The 15,051-nt window shown below is 61.4% G+C and carries 22 protein-coding genes; 12 read left to right on the top strand and 10 right to left on the bottom strand.

Annotated features, from left to right (window positions below):
• Window positions 1-4 precede the first annotated feature (4 nt).
• The 3 genes from NEF64_RS10720 (at window position 5) to NEF64_RS10710 (ending at window position 2,489) form a co-directional block, all read left to right on the top strand.
• On the top strand, window positions 5-1,210 hold the full coding sequence (locus NEF64_RS10720; RefSeq protein WP_235516455.1) for a YihY/virulence factor BrkB family protein: 1,206 nt from the start codon (window positions 5-7) through the stop codon (window positions 1,208-1,210).
• Window positions 1,179-1,577 carry a ribonuclease HI family protein gene (locus NEF64_RS10715; protein ID WP_235516456.1) on the top strand — a complete coding sequence of 133 codons (399 nt, stop codon included), beginning with the start codon at window positions 1,179-1,181 and terminating at the stop codon, window positions 1,575-1,577. The genes NEF64_RS10720 and NEF64_RS10715 overlap by 32 nt, the downstream gene beginning before the upstream one ends.
• A 204-nt stretch (window positions 1,578-1,781) precedes the next feature.
• Window positions 1,782-2,489, top strand: coding sequence for a Crp/Fnr family transcriptional regulator (locus tag NEF64_RS10710; protein ID WP_056408059.1), 708 nt, complete (start codon window positions 1,782-1,784; stop codon window positions 2,487-2,489).
• On the opposite strand, the gene NEF64_RS10705 is transcribed toward NEF64_RS10710, so the two are convergent.
• From NEF64_RS10705 to NEF64_RS10690, 4 genes are read right to left on the bottom strand one after another with little or no spacing between them, the layout of a single operon-like run.
• On the bottom strand, window positions 2,486-3,235 hold the full coding sequence (locus NEF64_RS10705) for a 3'(2'),5'-bisphosphate nucleotidase CysQ (protein ID WP_056408061.1): 750 nt from the start codon (window positions 3,233-3,235) through the stop codon (window positions 2,486-2,488). The two genes, NEF64_RS10710 and NEF64_RS10705, sit on opposite strands and share 4 nt — an antisense overlap.
• Window positions 3,232-5,145 carry a sulfate adenylyltransferase subunit CysN gene (gene cysN / locus NEF64_RS10700; RefSeq protein WP_056408064.1) on the bottom strand — a complete coding sequence of 638 codons (1,914 nt, stop codon included), beginning with the start codon at window positions 5,143-5,145 and terminating at the stop codon, window positions 3,232-3,234. The genes NEF64_RS10705 and cysN overlap by 4 nt, the downstream gene beginning before the upstream one ends.
• Window positions 5,145-6,089, bottom strand: coding sequence for a sulfate adenylyltransferase subunit CysD (gene cysD / locus NEF64_RS10695; RefSeq protein ID WP_200912204.1), 945 nt, complete (start codon window positions 6,087-6,089; stop codon window positions 5,145-5,147). Before cysD ends, cysN begins: the two co-directional genes overlap by 1 nt.
• Before the next feature lie 22 nt (window positions 6,090-6,111).
• Complete coding sequence (locus tag NEF64_RS10690) at window positions 6,112-6,327, bottom strand: hypothetical protein (protein WP_031441137.1); 216 nt, start codon at window positions 6,325-6,327, stop codon at window positions 6,112-6,114.
• A gap of 211 nt (window positions 6,328-6,538) precedes the next feature.
• Between NEF64_RS10690 and NEF64_RS10685 the strand changes: the two genes are divergently transcribed.
• Genes NEF64_RS10685 through NEF64_RS10665 form a run of 5 tightly spaced genes read left to right on the top strand, consistent with a single transcriptional unit; the run spans window position 6,539 to window position 8,271 of the window.
• A complete protein-coding gene (locus tag NEF64_RS10685; RefSeq protein WP_056408069.1) occupies window positions 6,539-7,018 on the top strand; it encodes a hypothetical protein in 480 nt (159 codons plus the stop codon).
• Between the two features lie 60 nt (window positions 7,019-7,078).
• Window positions 7,079-7,486 (top strand): hypothetical protein, encoded by a 408-nt coding sequence (locus NEF64_RS10680; protein WP_056408073.1) that lies wholly within the window; start codon window positions 7,079-7,081, stop codon window positions 7,484-7,486.
• Window positions 7,483-7,746, top strand: a complete 264-nt coding sequence (locus NEF64_RS10675; protein WP_056408075.1) for a hypothetical protein — start codon at window positions 7,483-7,485, stop codon at window positions 7,744-7,746. The genes NEF64_RS10680 and NEF64_RS10675 overlap by 4 nt, the downstream gene beginning before the upstream one ends.
• Window positions 7,743-7,967 carry a hypothetical protein gene (locus NEF64_RS10670; RefSeq protein WP_056408078.1) on the top strand — a complete coding sequence of 75 codons (225 nt, stop codon included), beginning with the start codon at window positions 7,743-7,745 and terminating at the stop codon, window positions 7,965-7,967. Before NEF64_RS10675 ends, NEF64_RS10670 begins: the two co-directional genes overlap by 4 nt.
• A gap of 40 nt (window positions 7,968-8,007) precedes the next feature.
• Window positions 8,008-8,271, top strand: a complete 264-nt coding sequence (locus NEF64_RS10665; protein ID WP_056408081.1) for a hypothetical protein — start codon at window positions 8,008-8,010, stop codon at window positions 8,269-8,271.
• Window positions 8,272-8,331: 60 nt separating this feature from the next.
• Here NEF64_RS10665 and NEF64_RS10660 read toward each other — a convergent pair whose 3' ends face one another.
• A complete protein-coding gene (locus tag NEF64_RS10660) occupies window positions 8,332-8,490 on the bottom strand; it encodes a hypothetical protein (RefSeq protein ID WP_156360414.1) in 159 nt (52 codons plus the stop codon).
• 456 nt (window positions 8,491-8,946) lie between these two features.
• On the opposite strand from NEF64_RS10660, the gene NEF64_RS10655 reads away from it, so the two are divergent.
• The gene (locus tag NEF64_RS10655; RefSeq protein WP_252573719.1) at window positions 8,947-9,207 is read left to right on the top strand and encodes a hypothetical protein; all 261 of its coding nucleotides are present in this window, start codon (window positions 8,947-8,949) and stop codon (window positions 9,205-9,207) included.
• A gap of 348 nt (window positions 9,208-9,555) precedes the next feature.
• Here NEF64_RS10655 and NEF64_RS10650 read toward each other — a convergent pair whose 3' ends face one another.
• Window positions 9,556-9,996: an HIRAN domain-containing protein gene (locus NEF64_RS10650; RefSeq protein WP_056408737.1), complete on the bottom strand. Its 441-nt coding sequence runs from the start codon at window positions 9,994-9,996 to the stop codon at window positions 9,556-9,558.
• A gap of 45 nt (window positions 9,997-10,041) precedes the next feature.
• Here NEF64_RS10650 and NEF64_RS10645 point away from each other — a divergent pair, with 45 nt between their 5' ends.
• A complete protein-coding gene (locus tag NEF64_RS10645) occupies window positions 10,042-10,221 on the top strand; it encodes a hypothetical protein (RefSeq protein WP_056408088.1) in 180 nt (59 codons plus the stop codon).
• A 416-nt stretch (window positions 10,222-10,637) separates the two neighbouring features.
• Here NEF64_RS10645 and NEF64_RS10640 read toward each other — a convergent pair whose 3' ends face one another.
• Entirely contained in the window at window positions 10,638-11,183 is a 546-nt protein-coding gene (locus NEF64_RS10640; protein WP_056408092.1) for a hypothetical protein, read from the bottom strand.
• The gene (locus NEF64_RS10635) at window positions 11,171-11,500 is read right to left on the bottom strand and encodes a hypothetical protein (protein WP_056408093.1); all 330 of its coding nucleotides are present in this window, start codon (window positions 11,498-11,500) and stop codon (window positions 11,171-11,173) included. Before NEF64_RS10635 ends, NEF64_RS10640 begins: the two co-directional genes overlap by 13 nt.
• A gap of 389 nt (window positions 11,501-11,889) precedes the next feature.
• On the opposite strand from NEF64_RS10635, the gene NEF64_RS10630 reads away from it, so the two are divergent.
• Complete coding sequence (locus tag NEF64_RS10630; protein ID WP_156360416.1) at window positions 11,890-12,069, top strand: hypothetical protein; 180 nt, start codon at window positions 11,890-11,892, stop codon at window positions 12,067-12,069.
• Window positions 12,070-12,897: 828 nt separating this feature from the next.
• Window positions 12,898-13,095 carry a hypothetical protein gene (locus tag NEF64_RS10625; RefSeq protein WP_056408097.1) on the top strand — a complete coding sequence of 66 codons (198 nt, stop codon included), beginning with the start codon at window positions 12,898-12,900 and terminating at the stop codon, window positions 13,093-13,095.
• A gap of 227 nt (window positions 13,096-13,322) precedes the next feature.
• Here the strand turns inward: NEF64_RS10625 and NEF64_RS10620 are convergent, their stop codons facing one another.
• Together NEF64_RS10620 and NEF64_RS10615 are read right to left on the bottom strand one after the other, a co-directional pair.
• Window positions 13,323-13,778 (bottom strand): GGDEF domain-containing protein, encoded by a 456-nt coding sequence (locus NEF64_RS10620; RefSeq protein WP_192070262.1) that lies wholly within the window; start codon window positions 13,776-13,778, stop codon window positions 13,323-13,325.
• Window positions 13,779-14,281: 503 nt separating this feature from the next.
• On the bottom strand, window positions 14,282-15,037 hold the full coding sequence (locus NEF64_RS10615) for a Crp/Fnr family transcriptional regulator (protein WP_156360417.1): 756 nt from the start codon (window positions 15,035-15,037) through the stop codon (window positions 14,282-14,284).
• Window positions 15,038-15,051: the final 14 nt, after the last annotated feature.

The raw sequence follows: 15,051 nt of genomic DNA, 5'->3' as shown, positions 1-15,051 counted from the left end.
TTGAGTGAGCAATGCAGTGGCAAACGGCGACGCGCCCGTCGACGCGACGAGCCCGTGGTCGATGTCGATGGCCACCTGGTGGTCGGTGCTGAAGCGCAGCTGGGCGGAAGCCAGCGACGACAATATCGGGCTGATCGCCGCCGGCACCGCCTTTTACGCCTTTGCGGCGATCGTGCCGCTGCTCGCCTCGATCGTGCTGATCTACGGGCTGGTCGCGGACACGGCGACCGTCGTCGCCAATATCCGCGGTCTGTTCCAGGTGCTGCCGGCGGACGCAGCCAAGGTTATCGGCGACCAGCTTGCCACCGTTGTCGGGACGTCCGAGGGCAAGAAGGGGTTCGGGCTGATCCTCGCGCTCGCGCTTGCGCTCTATGGTGCGTCGAAGGGGGCATCGTCGATCGTCACCGCGCTTAACATCGCCTATGAGGAACGCGAGACCCGCGGGTTCTTCGCGCTGTACATCCTCGCATTCTCGATCACCGCGGGCGCGGTGGTTCTGGCGCTAACCGCCGCGCTGTCGACCGCGGCCTTCGCATTGCTCGACAGCATGATACCGGGGGCGCCAGATTTCGTCCTGACGCTGCTGCGGCTTACCAGCTATGCGGTACTGGCAATGCTCGCCGTCACAGCAGCGGCGTGCCTGTACCGGTACGGGCCGAACCGCGCGCATGCCAAATGGGCGTGGCTGACCCCGGGGTCGCTTGCAGCGACGCTGATCTGGCTCGCCGCGACGGTCGGCTTCGGTTTCTACGTCGCAAATTTCGGGAATTACGGCGCGACCTATGGCTCGCTGAGCGCGGTGGTCGTGCTGCTGACCTGGCTGTGGCTGTCCGCCTATGTCTTCCTCCTCGGGGCCGAGCTCAACGCCGAACTCGAGCATCGCACCACCCGCGATACGACCACCGGGCCCGAACGTCCGGCCGGTGCGCGCGGTGCCGCCGTCGCCGATGCGACGGTGACGGCCCCCCCTCCATCAGACACACCCGAGATAGCAGAACCGCGCCGTGGCGTGCGTACCGCGCAGACCGCGGCCGCATCGCGGGCCGCGCGTGCGCCGATGCCGTCGGTTCTGCTCGCGGTCGGCGGGCTCGGTGCGCTGCGTCGAGGGTCCGGCAAGGCAGGCATGATCCTGCTGGTCGTCGGCGGCGCGCTCGCCTGGGCGGGTCGGACGTCCCCGGATGGTGACGACGATGTCCAGCGTTCCGCTTAAGCTGTTCTTCGACGGCGGATGTCGTCCGAACCCTGGGCGCATCGAGATCGGAGTCGTCGTTCGCGGCGTGACCCATATCCTGGACGATTGCGGTCACGGCACCAACAGTGATGCGGAATGGCTGGCGGCGATCCATGCGCTGCGAGTTGCGCGCGATCTTGGCGCGGTCTCGGTCGATCTGCGCGGCGACTCCGCGCTGGTGGTGGGGCAGGCGCGCGGCACCGCGCGCTGTCGATCGGCTGAGCTTCGCGCGCACCGCGACGCCTTTCAGACGCTCGCCGCGACGTTCGAGACCGTGAAGATCCGTCATGTCGGCCGGTCCCACAACCTCGCCGGGGTTGCGCTGGCCCGCCTGCATCCGCGCTGAGCGCCAGGCTCTCTCACTAACCCCCGATTGACAGTGCTGGTCGTGGCGCGCCAGCCTGCTATAGCGCTACCATCGTTGGTCCGTTCCTGACCGCCGACGACAGAGAGATGCGCGCGCTCCCGTCACACCGACTGGAGAACTGCGTTGGCCATCGCTCCATCGTCCCCGACCCCCGCAAAGACTGCAACATCGCCCCTCGCGCTGATGATCCGGAAGCTTGAGACCCATGCGACGCTTGACCGACGTGATCGCGAGGCGATCCAGGCCCTGCCGCACCAAGTCCGCACCTTCGACGCGTCGGCCTATCTCGTCCGCGAGGGCGACAGTCTCCAGCATTGCTCGGTGCTGGTTTCGGGCTATGCGTTTCGCCAGAAGGTCACCGGCGACGGGCTGCGGCAGATCGTGTCGCTGCACATTCCCGGCGAGCCGCTCGATCTCCAGCATCTGTTTCTCGACCTCGCGGATCACAACGTCCAGACGCTGACGCGCGCCGAGGTGGCGATCATCCCGCGCGCGGCGCTGCAGAGCTTAGCCCTGTCGCATCCGGCAATCGGGCATGCGCTGTTCGTCAACACGCTGGTCGAGGGATCAATCTTCCGCGAATGGGCGCTGAACGTCGGGCGGCGCGACGCCCGGACCCGGCTGGCGCATTTCCTGTGTGAAGTCGCAGCGCGGCTCGACGCGCAGGGTCTCGACGGGGTCAGGGGCTATGAGCTGCCGATGTCACAGGAACAGATCGGTGATGCGCTCGGGCTGACCGCGGTCCATGTCAACCGGACGATGAAGCTGCTCGAAAGCGAAGGGCTGATCGTCCGCACCAGGCGATGGATCAGCATTCCCAGCTGGACCGCATTGCGCGAGGTCGCGGACTTTTCGAGCCGCTATCTCCACGTGAGGTCCAAGGCCGACTAGTCGCGCGCTGCGGTCAGGGCCGCGAGGATCGACTCGGCCAGCTCGGGACGGCAGATCAGGAGATCGGGGAGCAGCGGATCGACGCAGTTGTAGACCAGCGGGCTGCCGTCGATCCGCGACGCATGCAGTCCCGCGGCGATCGCAACCGCAGCCGGGGCGCAATTGTCCCACTCATATTGGCCGCCGTCATGCAGATAGGCGTCGGCCCGGCCATCGACGACAGCCATCGCCTTGGCACCCGCCGATCCCATCGGTACCAGCGTCGCCCCCATAGCGACACCGACGCGACGCGCGATGTCCGGCGCACGCGAGCGGCTGACGACGATCCGCAGCGGTTCGCCTGCGGGTGCCCAGGGCCGTGCCGGATCGTCGGTCGCGAAGACCGCTCCGCGCGCAGGCACGGCAACCGCTCCGACGCGCGGGACGCCATCGATCGCGAGGCCGATATGCACCGCCCAGTCATCAAGGCCCTCGGCATATTCGCGTGTGCCGTCGAGCGGGTCGACGATCCAGACGCGCCGCGCCGCACAGCGGCTGCGATCGTCGAGCGATTCTTCGGACAGGATGAAATCATCCGGACGCTCGGCGCGCAGCCGGTCGATGATCAGCATATTGGCCTCGCGGTCGCCCGCAGCCCCCATCGCCGCCCCCGCGATCGTCCCTCGCGCCCGGATCTCCTGCAGGAGCGCGCCTGCCTCTAGTGCCACCGAGCGCGCAAGTCCCGCATCGGTCAGGTCGGTCGTCACAGGTCGTAGCTCCAGACGCCGATGACATGTTCGACGATGCGCTCGGCCGCGGCCTCCGGGCTCTCGCGGGTCGTATCGATCCGGATATCGGGACGCTGCGGCGCCTCATACGGGCTCGATATACCGGTAAAGTCGGCGATCTCGCCCGCGCGTGCCTTGGCGTAGAGTCCCTTGACGTCGCGCGCCTCGGCAGAGGCGAGCGGCGTGTCGACGAAGATCTCGACGAACTCGCCCGGAGCGACCATCGAACGCACCATGTCCCGCTCCGCGCGGAACGGCGAGATAAACGCGGTCAGCACGATCAGCCCGGCATCCGCCATCAGCCGTGCGACCTCGCCGATCCGGCGGATATTCTCGATCCGGCCGGCCTCGGTAAAGTCGAGGTCGCGGTTGAGCCCGTGACGGATATTGTCGCCGTCGAGCAGGAAGCTGTGCCGGCCGAGCGCGAACAGCTTCTTCTCGACCAGGTTCGCGATCGTCGACTTGCCCGAGCCCGACAGGCCGGTGAACCAGAGAATCCTGGGCGACTGACCCTTTTGCGCGGCATGCGCCTCGCGCGTGACGTCGATCGATTGCCAGTGGACGTTCTGCGCACGGCGGAGCGCCGATCCGATCATTCCCGCCGCGACGGTCGCGTTGGTCGCGCGGTCGATCAGGATGAACCCGCCGAGATCGGCACCGTCGGCATAAGGCTCGAACACGATCGCGCGATCAGCATAGACCTCCGCGACCCCGATATCGTTGAGCGCGAGCGTCGAGGCGGACAATTCGGCCTGCGTGTTAACGTCGACGACGTGACGCGGCGGCTGGACCGTCGCCCCGACGACCTGCGTGCCGAGCTTCAGCTGATAGTTGCGGCCCGGTACCAGCGGCGTGTCGGACATCCAGACGATGGTCGCGAGGAACTGGTCGGCGGCCTCGGGCGGCGCATCGGCGGCGGCGATCACGTCGCCGCGCGAGCAATCGACCTCGTCGGCGAGCACAATCGTCACGGACTGGCCGGCGACCGCCTCGGTCAGGTCACCGCCGAGCGCGACGATCCGCGCGACGGTCGTCGTCTTTCCCGACGGGACGACGCGGACGCTGTCGCCGGGGCGCACGGTGCCACTGGCGACCATGCCGGCAAAGCCGCGGAAATCGAGATCGGGGCGATTCACCCATTGCACGGGCAGCCGGAACGGCTGCGCCTGGCGCGCGTCGACGTCGATCGGCACGGTCTCGAGATGCGCGAGCAGCGGCAGACCGGTGTACCAGGGCATCGTCGCCGCTTGGGTCGCGACATTCTCGCCGGTCAGCCCCGACAGCGGGATCGCGGTGAAGCGGTCGATACCGATCGACGCGGCAAAGGCGCGATAGTCCGCGACGATCGCGTCGAACCGCGCCTCGTCATGGCCGACCAGATCCATCTTGTTCACCGCGAGCACGATCTCGCGGATGCCGACAAGGTGCGCCAGATAGCTGTGACGGCGGGTCTGGGTCAGCACGCCCTTGCGCGCATCGATCAGGATGACGGCCAGGTCTGCAGTCGACGCGCCGGTGACCATGTTGCGCGTATATTGCTCGTGCCCCGGCGTGTCCGCGACGATGAACTTGCGCTTTTCGGTCGAGAAAAAGCGATAGGCGACGTCGATCGTGATGCCCTGTTCGCGCTCCGCGGCAAGACCGTCGACCAGCAGCGCGAAGTCGATATTCTGCCCCTGCGTGCCGACCCGGCGGCTGTCCGCCTCGAGCGCTGCGAGCTGGTCCTCGAAGATCGTCTTGGAATCATAGAGCAGCCGGCCGATCAGCGTCGACTTGCCGTCATCGACCGAGCCGCAGGTGATGAAGCGCAGCATCGACTTGTTCGCATGCGTATCGAGATAGGCGTCGATATCCGACGCGATCAGCGCCTCGGGCGTATAGGCGGACATCAGAAATACCCCTCGCGCTTCTTCTTCTCCATGCTCGCCGCCTGATCGTGATCGATCGCGCGGCCCTGACGCTCGCTGGTCGTCGTCAGCAGCATCTCTTGGATGACGTCGGGTAGCGTCGCGGCCCCGCTTTCGACCGCGCCGGTCAGCGGGTAGCAGCCGAGCGTCCGGAAGCGGATCGACCGATCGACCGCGACTTCGCCGTCGCGAAAGCGGAACCGTTCGTCATCGACCATCAGCAGCATGCCATCGCGCTCGACGGTCGGCCGCGGTGCGGCGAAGTAGAGCGGGACGATCTCGATCCCTTCGGCCAGGATATATTGCCAGATGTCGAGTTCGGTCCAGTTGGACAGCGGGAAGACGCGGATGCTCTCGCCCTTCGCGATCCGCGTATTGTACAGACGCCAGAGTTCGGGGCGCTGTGCTTTCGGATCCCATCCATGGCTTGCCGAGCGGAAGCTGAAGATGCGCTCCTTGGCGCGGCTCTTCTCCTCGTCGCGCCGCGCGCCGCCAAACGCCGCATCATAGCCGCCCGCGGTCAGCGCCTGCTTCAGTCCGTCAGTCTTCCACATGTCGGTGTGGCGGCTGCCATGGTCGAACGGATTGATCCCGAGCGCTTTCGCCTCGGGATTGGTGTGGACGATCAGTTCCATCCCGGCTTCCGCTGCAGCACGATCGCGTAGGTCGTACATCGCGCGGAATTTCCACGTCGTGTCGACATGCAGCAGCGGGAAGGGCGGGCGCGCGGGGAAGAACGCCTTCTTCGCCAGATGCAGCATCACGGCGGAATCCTTGCCGACCGAATAAAGCATCACCGGGCGCTCGGCCTCGGCGACGACTTCGCGCAGGATGTGGATGCTCTCGGCTTCGAGGCGTTGCAGATGTGTGAGCCCGGTCATTGCGTTCCCAGATAGGCCCGCCGACGCGGTGTGCGACGAACTTATACTGTTGGCCGCAATAGCGCGATCAGTCGCGCGACTGGTCGACCGAGTCGATCAGCCTCCCGCCCGCCATGAATACCGCGGTCGAACAGGCCGCCGCGAGCAGCCAGCCGCCATAACCCGGATACTGCTCCAGATAATGGCTGCCACGTTCGACCGCCCCGAGACCGAGCCCGTAGATGACGAGATACGCCTCGAACTTGGTCTTGATCACGAACAGGCGGCAGAAACGTTTCCACATTCCGGCAACCTAGCAACGCTCGTGCCAAGCGCGCAATTGCGCCGTTTGCGCAGGGTCGGAGTTGGTTAATTGTCAATTAACCCGACACGGCAGAATTCTGCGCTTCCGACGTGAGAATACCAGAAAACTACCGCTGTTTCCACCGAGAGAAAGGGTGTGAAATGGAAAACCGTCTGAGCGTCATTCCAATTATTTCGGCGGCCTGCGCAGCATGACGCGCTACACGCTCTATAGCGGCGGGCAGGGTTCGTTCCGCGCCGCAAAGGTCGATCGCGCCCAGCACCCGGACGCCGATTATCGCCTCGTCTTCACGGATACGCTTTACGAAGACGCGGACACGTACCGGTTCCTGATCGAGAGTGCAGCCAACGTCTTAGGCCGCAAGCTTGATTGGACGATCGATGCCGAGGCTGCACCGGACTACCGGGCCGCAGCGAGCACGCCGATCGAAGAGTATTGCGGCAATCCGGATTGGCGTGCCTGGCTTGCGGATATCCGCGAGCGCGCGATGGCGGATATACCCGAACTGATCTGGCTGGTTGAGGGGCGCGACCCTTGGGAGGTGTTCCGCGACCGCCGCTACCTGGGAAACAGCCGGATCGATCCCTGCTCGGAGATGCTGAAGCGAAAGTTCTTCGCGCAGTGGCGGGCAGAGAATTGCGACGCGGAGGTCGACACGTTCGCGATCTGAATCGGCGACTGGGAATCGCATCGCTTCGACGATGGCGAGGGCGGCGGCGTGGGGCCGCGGATGGCGGCCGAGGGGTGGAACTATTGCGCGCCGCTGATCGGTGACCCGACCGAGCATCCGAGCCTCTTCTATGCGCCCGTCGAGCAGCTGGGCGTCGCGCCGGCGCGCAACTACGGTCTCGGCTACCTGCACGACAATTGCGGGGGCATGTGCGTCAAGGGTGGTCAGGCCCACTGGCAGAACCGCCACACGAAGCAGCCCCTGCGGTTCGCCTACGACGCCATGATGGAGCGCAAGGTGCGGGCATATCTTGGCGCGGACGTTTCGATCCTGACGGACCGGCGGAACAAGGAAAAGAAGCCAATGACGCTCGACCAGTTCGCGCGTCGGATGCGCCGTCGCCCCGATCTGCTGTTCGACTATCTGCCCGGCGAAAGCGGCTGCGGCTGCATGACGGGGGCCGCATGACGCTCGTCATCCTCGCGCTGGTCAGCTTCGTCCAGGTCTTCGCCCTCGGGTTCCAGAGCAGGAACGTCAACCACGGCAATTATGGATGGGCCGCCGGGACGTCGTTCTTCATCGGGATCTCGCAGGCGGCGGTCTGGCGGCGGATCACCGGCCCGGACGCCGGCGCTGCCGAGTCCCTCGTCTATGCCCTCGCCGGATCGGTCGCGATCGTCAGTGCGATGGCGGTGCATCAGCGATTCATCCGGAAGGCCGCCGCATGACGAAGCTTAAGCAAGGCGCCGCCCTGTATCGGACGATCGGCGGCGCACGCTGGCAGTGGCGATCGGACTCTGCGTTCACCTTCAAAGGCACGGGCGTCCGCCACCGGCGAGCGCCCGATTACGACGGGTGCTTCATTCACCCCGATGACGAACATGCCGCCGATTACATCGTCGACCAAGAGCGCAAGCGCCGCGAAGCCGCCGCGCGGGAGCGCGCATGATCATCGACACCCTCAATCCCCGATACAGGAGCGCGAGAGCATGACCGATGAAACTATGATCGCGGCCGCCCGGCTCTTTGCCGCCGCAATCGAACACATGCAGGAGGGCTACGACTGGGACGGCTGCGACTTGCAGGCTACGTGCAAAAAGATCGGCCTGACAAAAGAGCGGCTGTACGACCCAGCCAACGACTTCGGCATCGAGGCCAGCGACGGTGACATGGTCTGGGTTCCTACCGCCGAAGGCCAAGCATTGCTCGACTTTGCCCGCGCACAGGGCAATCTAGAGAACGCCTGTGGCTGATCCGAGGCCGGGCAGTGCATGGACACTCGGATCGGTACGGGATAACTTATCCGCATGAACCTAAAAGATAAACATGATCGTTGGATCTTGCACTTTTGGGGCTTTGGACTCGCGGCCGTTGTCGTCGGCTTCTTTGCCCAGGGGGAAATGGCGCTTGCAAACCCTGTCCACCTTGCAACGATAGGCCTTGGTGCCGGGCTCGCAATAATTGCCGGGCATTCTGTCGCTTTAGCGGACGACGGCAAGGGCGAACTTGCAACGGCAATCGCGACTATACTGACCATCGCCGTTGGCGGGCTAGTAATATATGAAGGCGCCGCCGCTGATAAGGATATACAGGCAAATATTGCCCGTTGCGCAGTCATCCAGCAGGATATGCTGTCCGTAGCACCCCGCCGCACAGACGGTGCTGACCTATTCCAAGCCCTCGGATGCAAGCCTCATGGTGATGGCATCGTGCATTGGCCGGCCAAGGTGCCCAGCCAGCAGATTGCTCCACGGCATGCGATATCAAGTCCCCGCGGAGATCGGCCGCAGTCCTCGTCACGATGAGCGGCCGGAAGCGCTGGACCTACCTCGACCAGATGGTCGGCACAGGGGAGATTCAAACCGCTCGGTGCGCCTCTGGACCGATCCGGTCGCGGCACATAGTCTCTCCGAACAAGGAGAATGACAATGGTGACCGACGAGAGTCTGAAGACGACAAAGAACGCGACGGCGGTGATGGTTACGGTGCTCGTTCAGGTGCTGGAAAAGCACATGCCAGGCACTGAAGCGGACTTTCGTGAACGGCTCGGACTTGCCTATGCCGAGATAAGAAACGATTCTGACGACCTGAACGGCTTGGAACTGCTAAACTGGACGCGAACTTACCTCACAGGATTTAGTCCTGTCGCAGGTCGGGGCAGCCCGTTTTTAGAAGGGTATGAGCCCTAAGTGCCCCACTCGGGGCCTTCCTCATCAGGATAGCATCCGCGAGACTTTGCGTGTTGAACGGCGCATAGGTGCGCGAGCTGGGTAGCCGGGGATGGAGTGTTCAGTGAACCCGTTGAAGATCGTCGTTTTAATCATTTGGAGCGTCGGGTTCGTATTTGGCGGCCTTATCGTGCTATCCATCTTCACGATGGGCGACTGTCCGGAAGGCCCGAAACGTGCGGCATGCGTGATAGCGACGAAGAGAACTTTTTGGGTGATAGCGACCATCGAACTAGTGGTTTACTTCAGATTGACGTGGTCTCTGTTTCTGCCAAGCGGGCGCAAGCGGTAGGCAAGTAGCAGTCCGGTTTAGGCTCCCCATTCGGGACCATCTTCATCCGGATAGAACGCGTGGGGATCGTAGACCGGTCGCTGCGCTGGCCGCGCCTGGCGAGGAGGCGGGCGCTTCGGCACATCGGGGATCGGGTCGGGCAGGGTAGGGACACCGCCTCCGAACCGTATTCGGATGTAAGCGCCGCTTCCGTGCATCGCCTGAAAAACGGCGATCGTCTCGCCTTCCTTCATCCGCTTACCGATCAGCGGCGCCCGCTCCGCGCTGACATAGCCCAGCTGAGCGTCGCGCTCGCTGAAGATGGCGACCGCGTTATTGTCGAATGGGTTAGTCGGCTCGAGGCGCAGATCGACCGCGTCGCCAGGCGCGCAGAGCATGCACTCCATACGCCGGTTGCTCTTGCTCTTGTCCTCGTTCGGGAAGTCGATGCCGACAATGGACGTGGTTAATTCGCCCATAAGGATAATTTGCATAAATCGGTCGGCCCCGCATAGCTTTCGTGGATGATCACTGACCGAGAAGTCTGGCTCAAGGCGATGGCGATCGTCGAGACCTACGGGACGCGAGAGGCGGGCTCGGCAATCCGCGCCATCGTGAACAGTCTCGACGAGGAGCCCAAATGGAGCGAATGGCTCCAGGTCGCCGCTGCCGTCGACGAGATCACCGAGGCCACCGCGCAATGACAGATCTTACCGCCATGAACCTCGATACATGCGGTCCCTCGGTTTGAGCGTCTTGGCAAATGGTGCTGATCAATGGGCCTTTCTGTCACGCTCCACATTGAAGCTGCGTCAGCGATCTCAGCAACTGCTCGTCGGATGCACCTTGGCCCGTCACCAGCAGCGGACAGCGATCGGTGAGGCGCCTCACTCAGGCCTTTCGTCGTTGGGCTAGAACACGTGCACATCTAGCTCGCGCATAAAAAAAGGGCAGCCTAAGCCGCCCAGGGAAGAGGGGTGCCGATGCTGACAGGATGCTATCAGCAGGCCAGGAATGGGATAAAGCGACTGCCCCGGTATGGCAAACCAATTTTGTTTAATCGACGTTGCATAGCCGCTGGACCCTACGCGACCAGATGGTCGGGGCGGGAGGCATGATCTCAAGCCGCGGGGTCGATCGGCCCAGTGAGGGGCGCCCCGGCTGCGCGCATGATCCCGTCGATCCGTTCGACTTCGTCCCGAAGGTATTGGCCGAACCGGATCGTCTCTCGGAAATCGTCGAGGTGGATTGCATTGACGAGCAGCCCACCTGAACCTCGGGATGCATATTGGAGGAAGACCGCCCGGGCAGGATCCGAGCGCATTACTCCGGCGCAGTGGCAATGCGCGATCTGGTTTCTGACCCCAGCAAAGTGTTCATACTGCTTTTTCAGCTTGCCGATGCCCGCGGCCAGAGGCTTGTTCGATAGAGCAGCCTGTCGCTTTATTGCTAGCAGCTTCGCGCTCGTCGGGTGCGCGCTAATGTCGTCGGCATGCGTGATGTCGTCTAGCCCGTGGAACGATGCGAACAGTCGGGATACAGCACCGTCTACCGATGCCCACCGCATGATCACATCGATGAAAACGAGCCGCATCTCGTCTGACAGCACGGGATCTAAATCCGTAGGTTCGAACGGTCCCATCGGCTTCCTGATCACGCTGCCCATTCCGGCCCTTCCTCATCAGGATAGAACACGTGGGGATCGTAGACCGGTCTCTGTGCCGGCCGCGCCTGCCGGGGAGGCGGACGTTTCGGAACATCGGGGACCGGGTCGGGCAGGGTAGGCACCCCGCCTCCGAACCGGATCCTGATGTCGACGCCACTTACGTGCATTGCATGAAAGACTGCGATCACTTTGCCTTCCTTCATCCGCTTGCCGATCAGCGGCGCACTTTCAGCGCTGGCATAGCCCATCTGAATGCCGCGCTCGCTGAAGATGGCAACGTTGTGCTCGTTGTGCGAGTTGGTCGGCTCCAGGTGCAACCCGACCGCTGCCCTAGGCGAACACCGTTTGCACTCCACAGGCAGGTGCTCTTGCTCTCGTCCTCGTCTGAGAAGTAGATGCCGACAATGGAGGTGGTCAGGTCGTTCATAGCGGTGATGTAACGTTTTGCCCGGCGTGTCGTAAGGTCTATCCTATCCAAGTCTACCGACGACTCGACGGTAACGGAGTTAAAATGAACGATCCTAGGACATGGTTTCAGCCGAAGGTTGTTGGCATAGGATGGACGCCGCGAACGTGGGAGGGTTGGGCGCTCATTGCGGCCGTGATTGCTGTTGGAGCACTCGTCGGAAGGCTGGACCCTTAAAGAAGCTTATTGCGCTGTGCAGATAGTTTGCCCGGCTCGGCCGCTGACGCATAGCCTTGCTCGATGATGAGTGATCGAGAAGTGTGGCTGAAGGCGTGGGCGGTCATCGAGACACATGGCCCGCGAGAATCCGCGCCCGTCGTTGCTATGCTGCTCGATATAATGGGTGATGATCCAGACCACTACGATTGGGCGCGCGTCGCCGCAGCTGTCGATGCGATCAACGAAGGGCCGTTGCAGTAGTGTGGCGTAACGAACGCCTTTAATTCGTTATATGGTAGGCGGTCTGTCTAAGACTGCGTACACTGCTATGTAACAGGCAGGGGAACCCCTTGGCCTTGCTCATCGGGCTTGCACCGATAAGATGCCGGTAAAGAATATGACGTGGTCGCGAACGCAAAAAATGCCCGGCTGGGAAAGCCGGGCATTTTAACTCAGTCGTTGTAAGGTTCACCATTGTCCGAGTCACGGACTTGTTTACACCCTGCGGAATGTGTCAATGATGACAATGGTTATTCTCAAGATGATGATAATATTACCCGCGAATGGGCTTGCCGATTGGCCAGTAGCGCATTTGAACCCCCAAAGTTAAAAGTGCTCGTCTTTCGACAAGGGGATTTATGCATTAGAACTGTTTAGTAATTGCAACTTCATGCGGTTAAAGTCGATTAACTGCAAATTCTTGCTGCGGATGCTGCCCGCGCGTTGCTGGCTTCGGTATATGCGCCCGATCGACGCAGCTGCCGCATAATGTCGTTGAATAAGGCCGTCACACTTTGCCTCCGACCGATTTAGATATCCTGCTGCGTGCCCTCCCAAACACCACGACGGACCAGCGCTCGGGGCAGTGATGCCAGAGGCAGCGCAGGGCGGAGCGGACCGCTGGTGTGTCTACGCGACCGTTAGCTGTCTCACTGAGCGTGGCTCGGAGGCTTGGACCACCAGGCCTATGCATCGGATGCTGCTGAGATCCAGACAACGTCGCTATGCCCTTAAGATAAATCGCATAATCAATCTATAATATGATACGTTAGACCATTCAGGCACCTGCGGCTTGACGATAGGAGATGGATGGTCGTCGTACTGGATACTGAGTGCTTTACCGCGACGCCCTGGAAAAGCTGCGTTCGGCTTGAAGGAGCAGGAATCACGCTGACCCTTTCCCCCGCAGCGGCCATCAAACTCGCGGATTCGCTTATAGACGCGAGCGCTGTGGCCCTCGGGCAGGTGGCGATGAAGGAAGCTGGGCTGCAACTTAAGCCTGACTGATTGTAATCGCACTTGAAAAGTGCACCGTATGAACTGATTGTTTTAGGCTCGCGCTTCAGCTGTTGCACTGGTTGTATATGGTGCGAAGGTGTGCGTTGCGAGATACTAGAACGGGTCAACCACAATAGGCGTTGAGCCTCTGAAGCAGACTTTTGTAAAGCCCCGCTTTCAATTTCGCTGCGACGAAAATGCTTATTATTAGTTCATCATATTCGTGTTGATTGTCACTAGGAGGCCGTAGACTTCTTGATCGACTTTGCTTCGTACATGATCTTATCGGCAATTCGAATGGCCTGCTCAAAGTCGCTTCCTGTGGCAGCGCCCAAGCTACACGTTGCACGCCACTGTGAGGTTTCCAGCGCAGCTATCAACGCCTGATGGATGCTGCTAGACTTTCGCTCACCCGCGGCCTCGTCTCGAACTGTTAAGCAAAACGCAAATTCATCACCTCCAAGGCGTGCAGTGATATCGTAAGGCCGAACGGACGCGCTGAGCGCATGGGCGACGATACGCAGCACCTCATCGCCTGCGGCATGTCCATACTGGTCGTTCACCGCCTTAAATCCATCCAAGTCTATCACGCCACACAATAGGATCCTGCGATCTCGAGCAGCCGAAGACTCTTGTCGCTTGCCCTCACGTTGAAAGGACCTTCGGTTGCCCAGCCCCGTGAGTGGGTCCATCAACGCGTTCCTGCTCTCGTGGTCGAACGCTCGACGGAATGCACTCACGAGGAGGATTATAAAGATCACTCCAAGGACAAGCATCGAGGCATTCCAAACAGCCGCTGCGGCAGTAATAGAGGTTGCCCTAGCTGACAGTTGATCGGCGAAGCCATTTAAATGTAGCGTTGTGACAATTGCCGAGGTGCCGGCTATGAGGCCAGCGATCCGTCCGAAGCACCAAGTCGTTAGACATAGTGGAACAAGGTAAGCTGAGTTCAACGAGTAGAGCGGGCCCGTCACAGCATCGAGGACAAAAAGCCCCGCCCAAATTGGCGCGATCCATGCGAGAGCGGACATAGGGCTTAAGCGTGCAGACTTTCGCATTACGCTTTCTAACAGCGTTTTTTCCGCGCTGCGGCGAGCCTTCAATGGAAAACTATCAAATCTAGCTGCTTTCCGTCGAGCTATGCGCGCGCCCATGTCGGCGGGTATTTTCCGTTCAGCGCCGGTCGCTCGATCCGTCATTGGGAATGTCCGAGTGCAGCGGCCTTCTGATCGAGTTGGAGGTAGCGACGGTTAAAGCCTGCTACGCTTTTGAGCTGGTCCCAGGCAGGAAACGAAATTAGGTGGCGGTCTTGCTCGAGAAGGCCGTCCTTTATCAGACCCTTGATCGTTCTGTTGACGTGAACCGCTGTCAATCCGACAGCATCGCCAATCTGTTGCTGCGTCAAAGGCAACCTAAATGGCTGATCTTCTGCTAGCCGGCATGGATCAAGCCTACTCGCAAGCTCGCAGAACAGATGCGCTATCCGCGCTCGGGCATTACGGCGTCCGATATTCACGATCCACTCGCGAGAAATCGAGGCCTCGATCAGAGCGCTTGCCATTATCGCATTCAAAATGATCGGGCGCTTGCAGGTCAAGTTGCGGATTAGCGTCTCGTCTACCGCGGCTACCATACAGTACGCTGTCGCCTGCACGCTGCAATCATTATACGGAAATTGCATATGCTGAATGTTAATTATGTCACCCGGTAGTCGAAAGCCGACAATCTGGCGAAATCCATCACCCGTAACTTTATATGCAATAGCAAACCCTGAGACAAGAACCTGAAATTCCGTAGACGTGGCGTCGTTCTTTATTATATGTTTGCCCGGATTGTAGAAATGTAACGAAAGGGGAAGCGCCACTATGGCCGCACAATCATCCTCTGCCAAGGCTGTGTTTAAAGCAAACTTCTCGAGCATCGGCGAAAGTGGGGCACCAAAGGTCTGCAAAAAACTGTCCCAAC

Source organism: Sphingomonas aerolata (genome assembly GCF_023935825.1).
GTDB classification, from domain to species: domain Bacteria; phylum Pseudomonadota; class Alphaproteobacteria; order Sphingomonadales; family Sphingomonadaceae; genus Sphingomonas; species Sphingomonas aerolata.
The sequence above is the reverse complement of the archived record's forward strand: the minus strand, read 5'-3'. Positions and strand labels throughout refer to the sequence as shown.

Excerpts from the sequence above, each read along its gene's own strand:
- NEF64_RS10625 (WP_056408097.1), top strand. The coding sequence starts at position 12,898 with ATGGTCGTCGTACTGGATACTGAGTGCTTTACCGCGACGCCCTGGAAA.
- NEF64_RS10655 (WP_252573719.1), top strand. The coding sequence starts at position 8,947 with ATGGTGACCGACGAGAGTCTGAAGACGACAAAGAACGCGACGGCGGTG.
- NEF64_RS10710 (WP_056408059.1), top strand. The coding sequence starts at position 1,782 with ATGATCCGGAAGCTTGAGACCCATGCGACGCTTGACCGACGTGATCGC.
- cysN (WP_056408064.1), bottom strand. The coding sequence starts at position 5,145 with ATGTCCGCCTATACGCCCGAGGCGCTGATCGCGTCGGATATCGACGCC.
- NEF64_RS10620 (WP_192070262.1), bottom strand. The coding sequence starts at position 13,778 with ATGGACCCACTCACGGGGCTGGGCAACCGAAGGTCCTTTCAACGTGAG.
- NEF64_RS10645 (WP_056408088.1), top strand. The coding sequence starts at position 10,042 with ATGATCACTGACCGAGAAGTCTGGCTCAAGGCGATGGCGATCGTCGAG.
- NEF64_RS10670 (WP_056408078.1), top strand. The coding sequence starts at position 7,743 with ATGACGAAGCTTAAGCAAGGCGCCGCCCTGTATCGGACGATCGGCGGC.
- NEF64_RS10660 (WP_156360414.1), bottom strand. The coding sequence starts at position 8,490 with ATGCCCGGCAATTATTGCGAGCCCGGCACCAAGGCCTATCGTTGCAAG.
- NEF64_RS10680 (WP_056408073.1), top strand. The coding sequence starts at position 7,079 with ATGGCGGCCGAGGGGTGGAACTATTGCGCGCCGCTGATCGGTGACCCG.
- NEF64_RS10690 (WP_031441137.1), bottom strand. The coding sequence starts at position 6,327 with ATGTGGAAACGTTTCTGCCGCCTGTTCGTGATCAAGACCAAGTTCGAG.
- NEF64_RS10640 (WP_056408092.1), bottom strand. The coding sequence starts at position 11,183 with ATGGGCAGCGTGATCAGGAAGCCGATGGGACCGTTCGAACCTACGGAT.
- NEF64_RS10630 (WP_156360416.1), top strand. The coding sequence starts at position 11,890 with ATGATGAGTGATCGAGAAGTGTGGCTGAAGGCGTGGGCGGTCATCGAG.
- NEF64_RS10650 (WP_056408737.1), bottom strand. The coding sequence starts at position 9,996 with ATGGGCGAATTAACCACGTCCATTGTCGGCATCGACTTCCCGAACGAG.
- NEF64_RS10675 (WP_056408075.1), top strand. The coding sequence starts at position 7,483 with ATGACGCTCGTCATCCTCGCGCTGGTCAGCTTCGTCCAGGTCTTCGCC.
- NEF64_RS10715 (WP_235516456.1), top strand. The coding sequence starts at position 1,179 with ATGGTGACGACGATGTCCAGCGTTCCGCTTAAGCTGTTCTTCGACGGC.
- NEF64_RS10685 (WP_056408069.1), top strand. The coding sequence starts at position 6,539 with ATGACGCGCTACACGCTCTATAGCGGCGGGCAGGGTTCGTTCCGCGCC.
- NEF64_RS10665 (WP_056408081.1), top strand. The coding sequence starts at position 8,008 with ATGACCGATGAAACTATGATCGCGGCCGCCCGGCTCTTTGCCGCCGCA.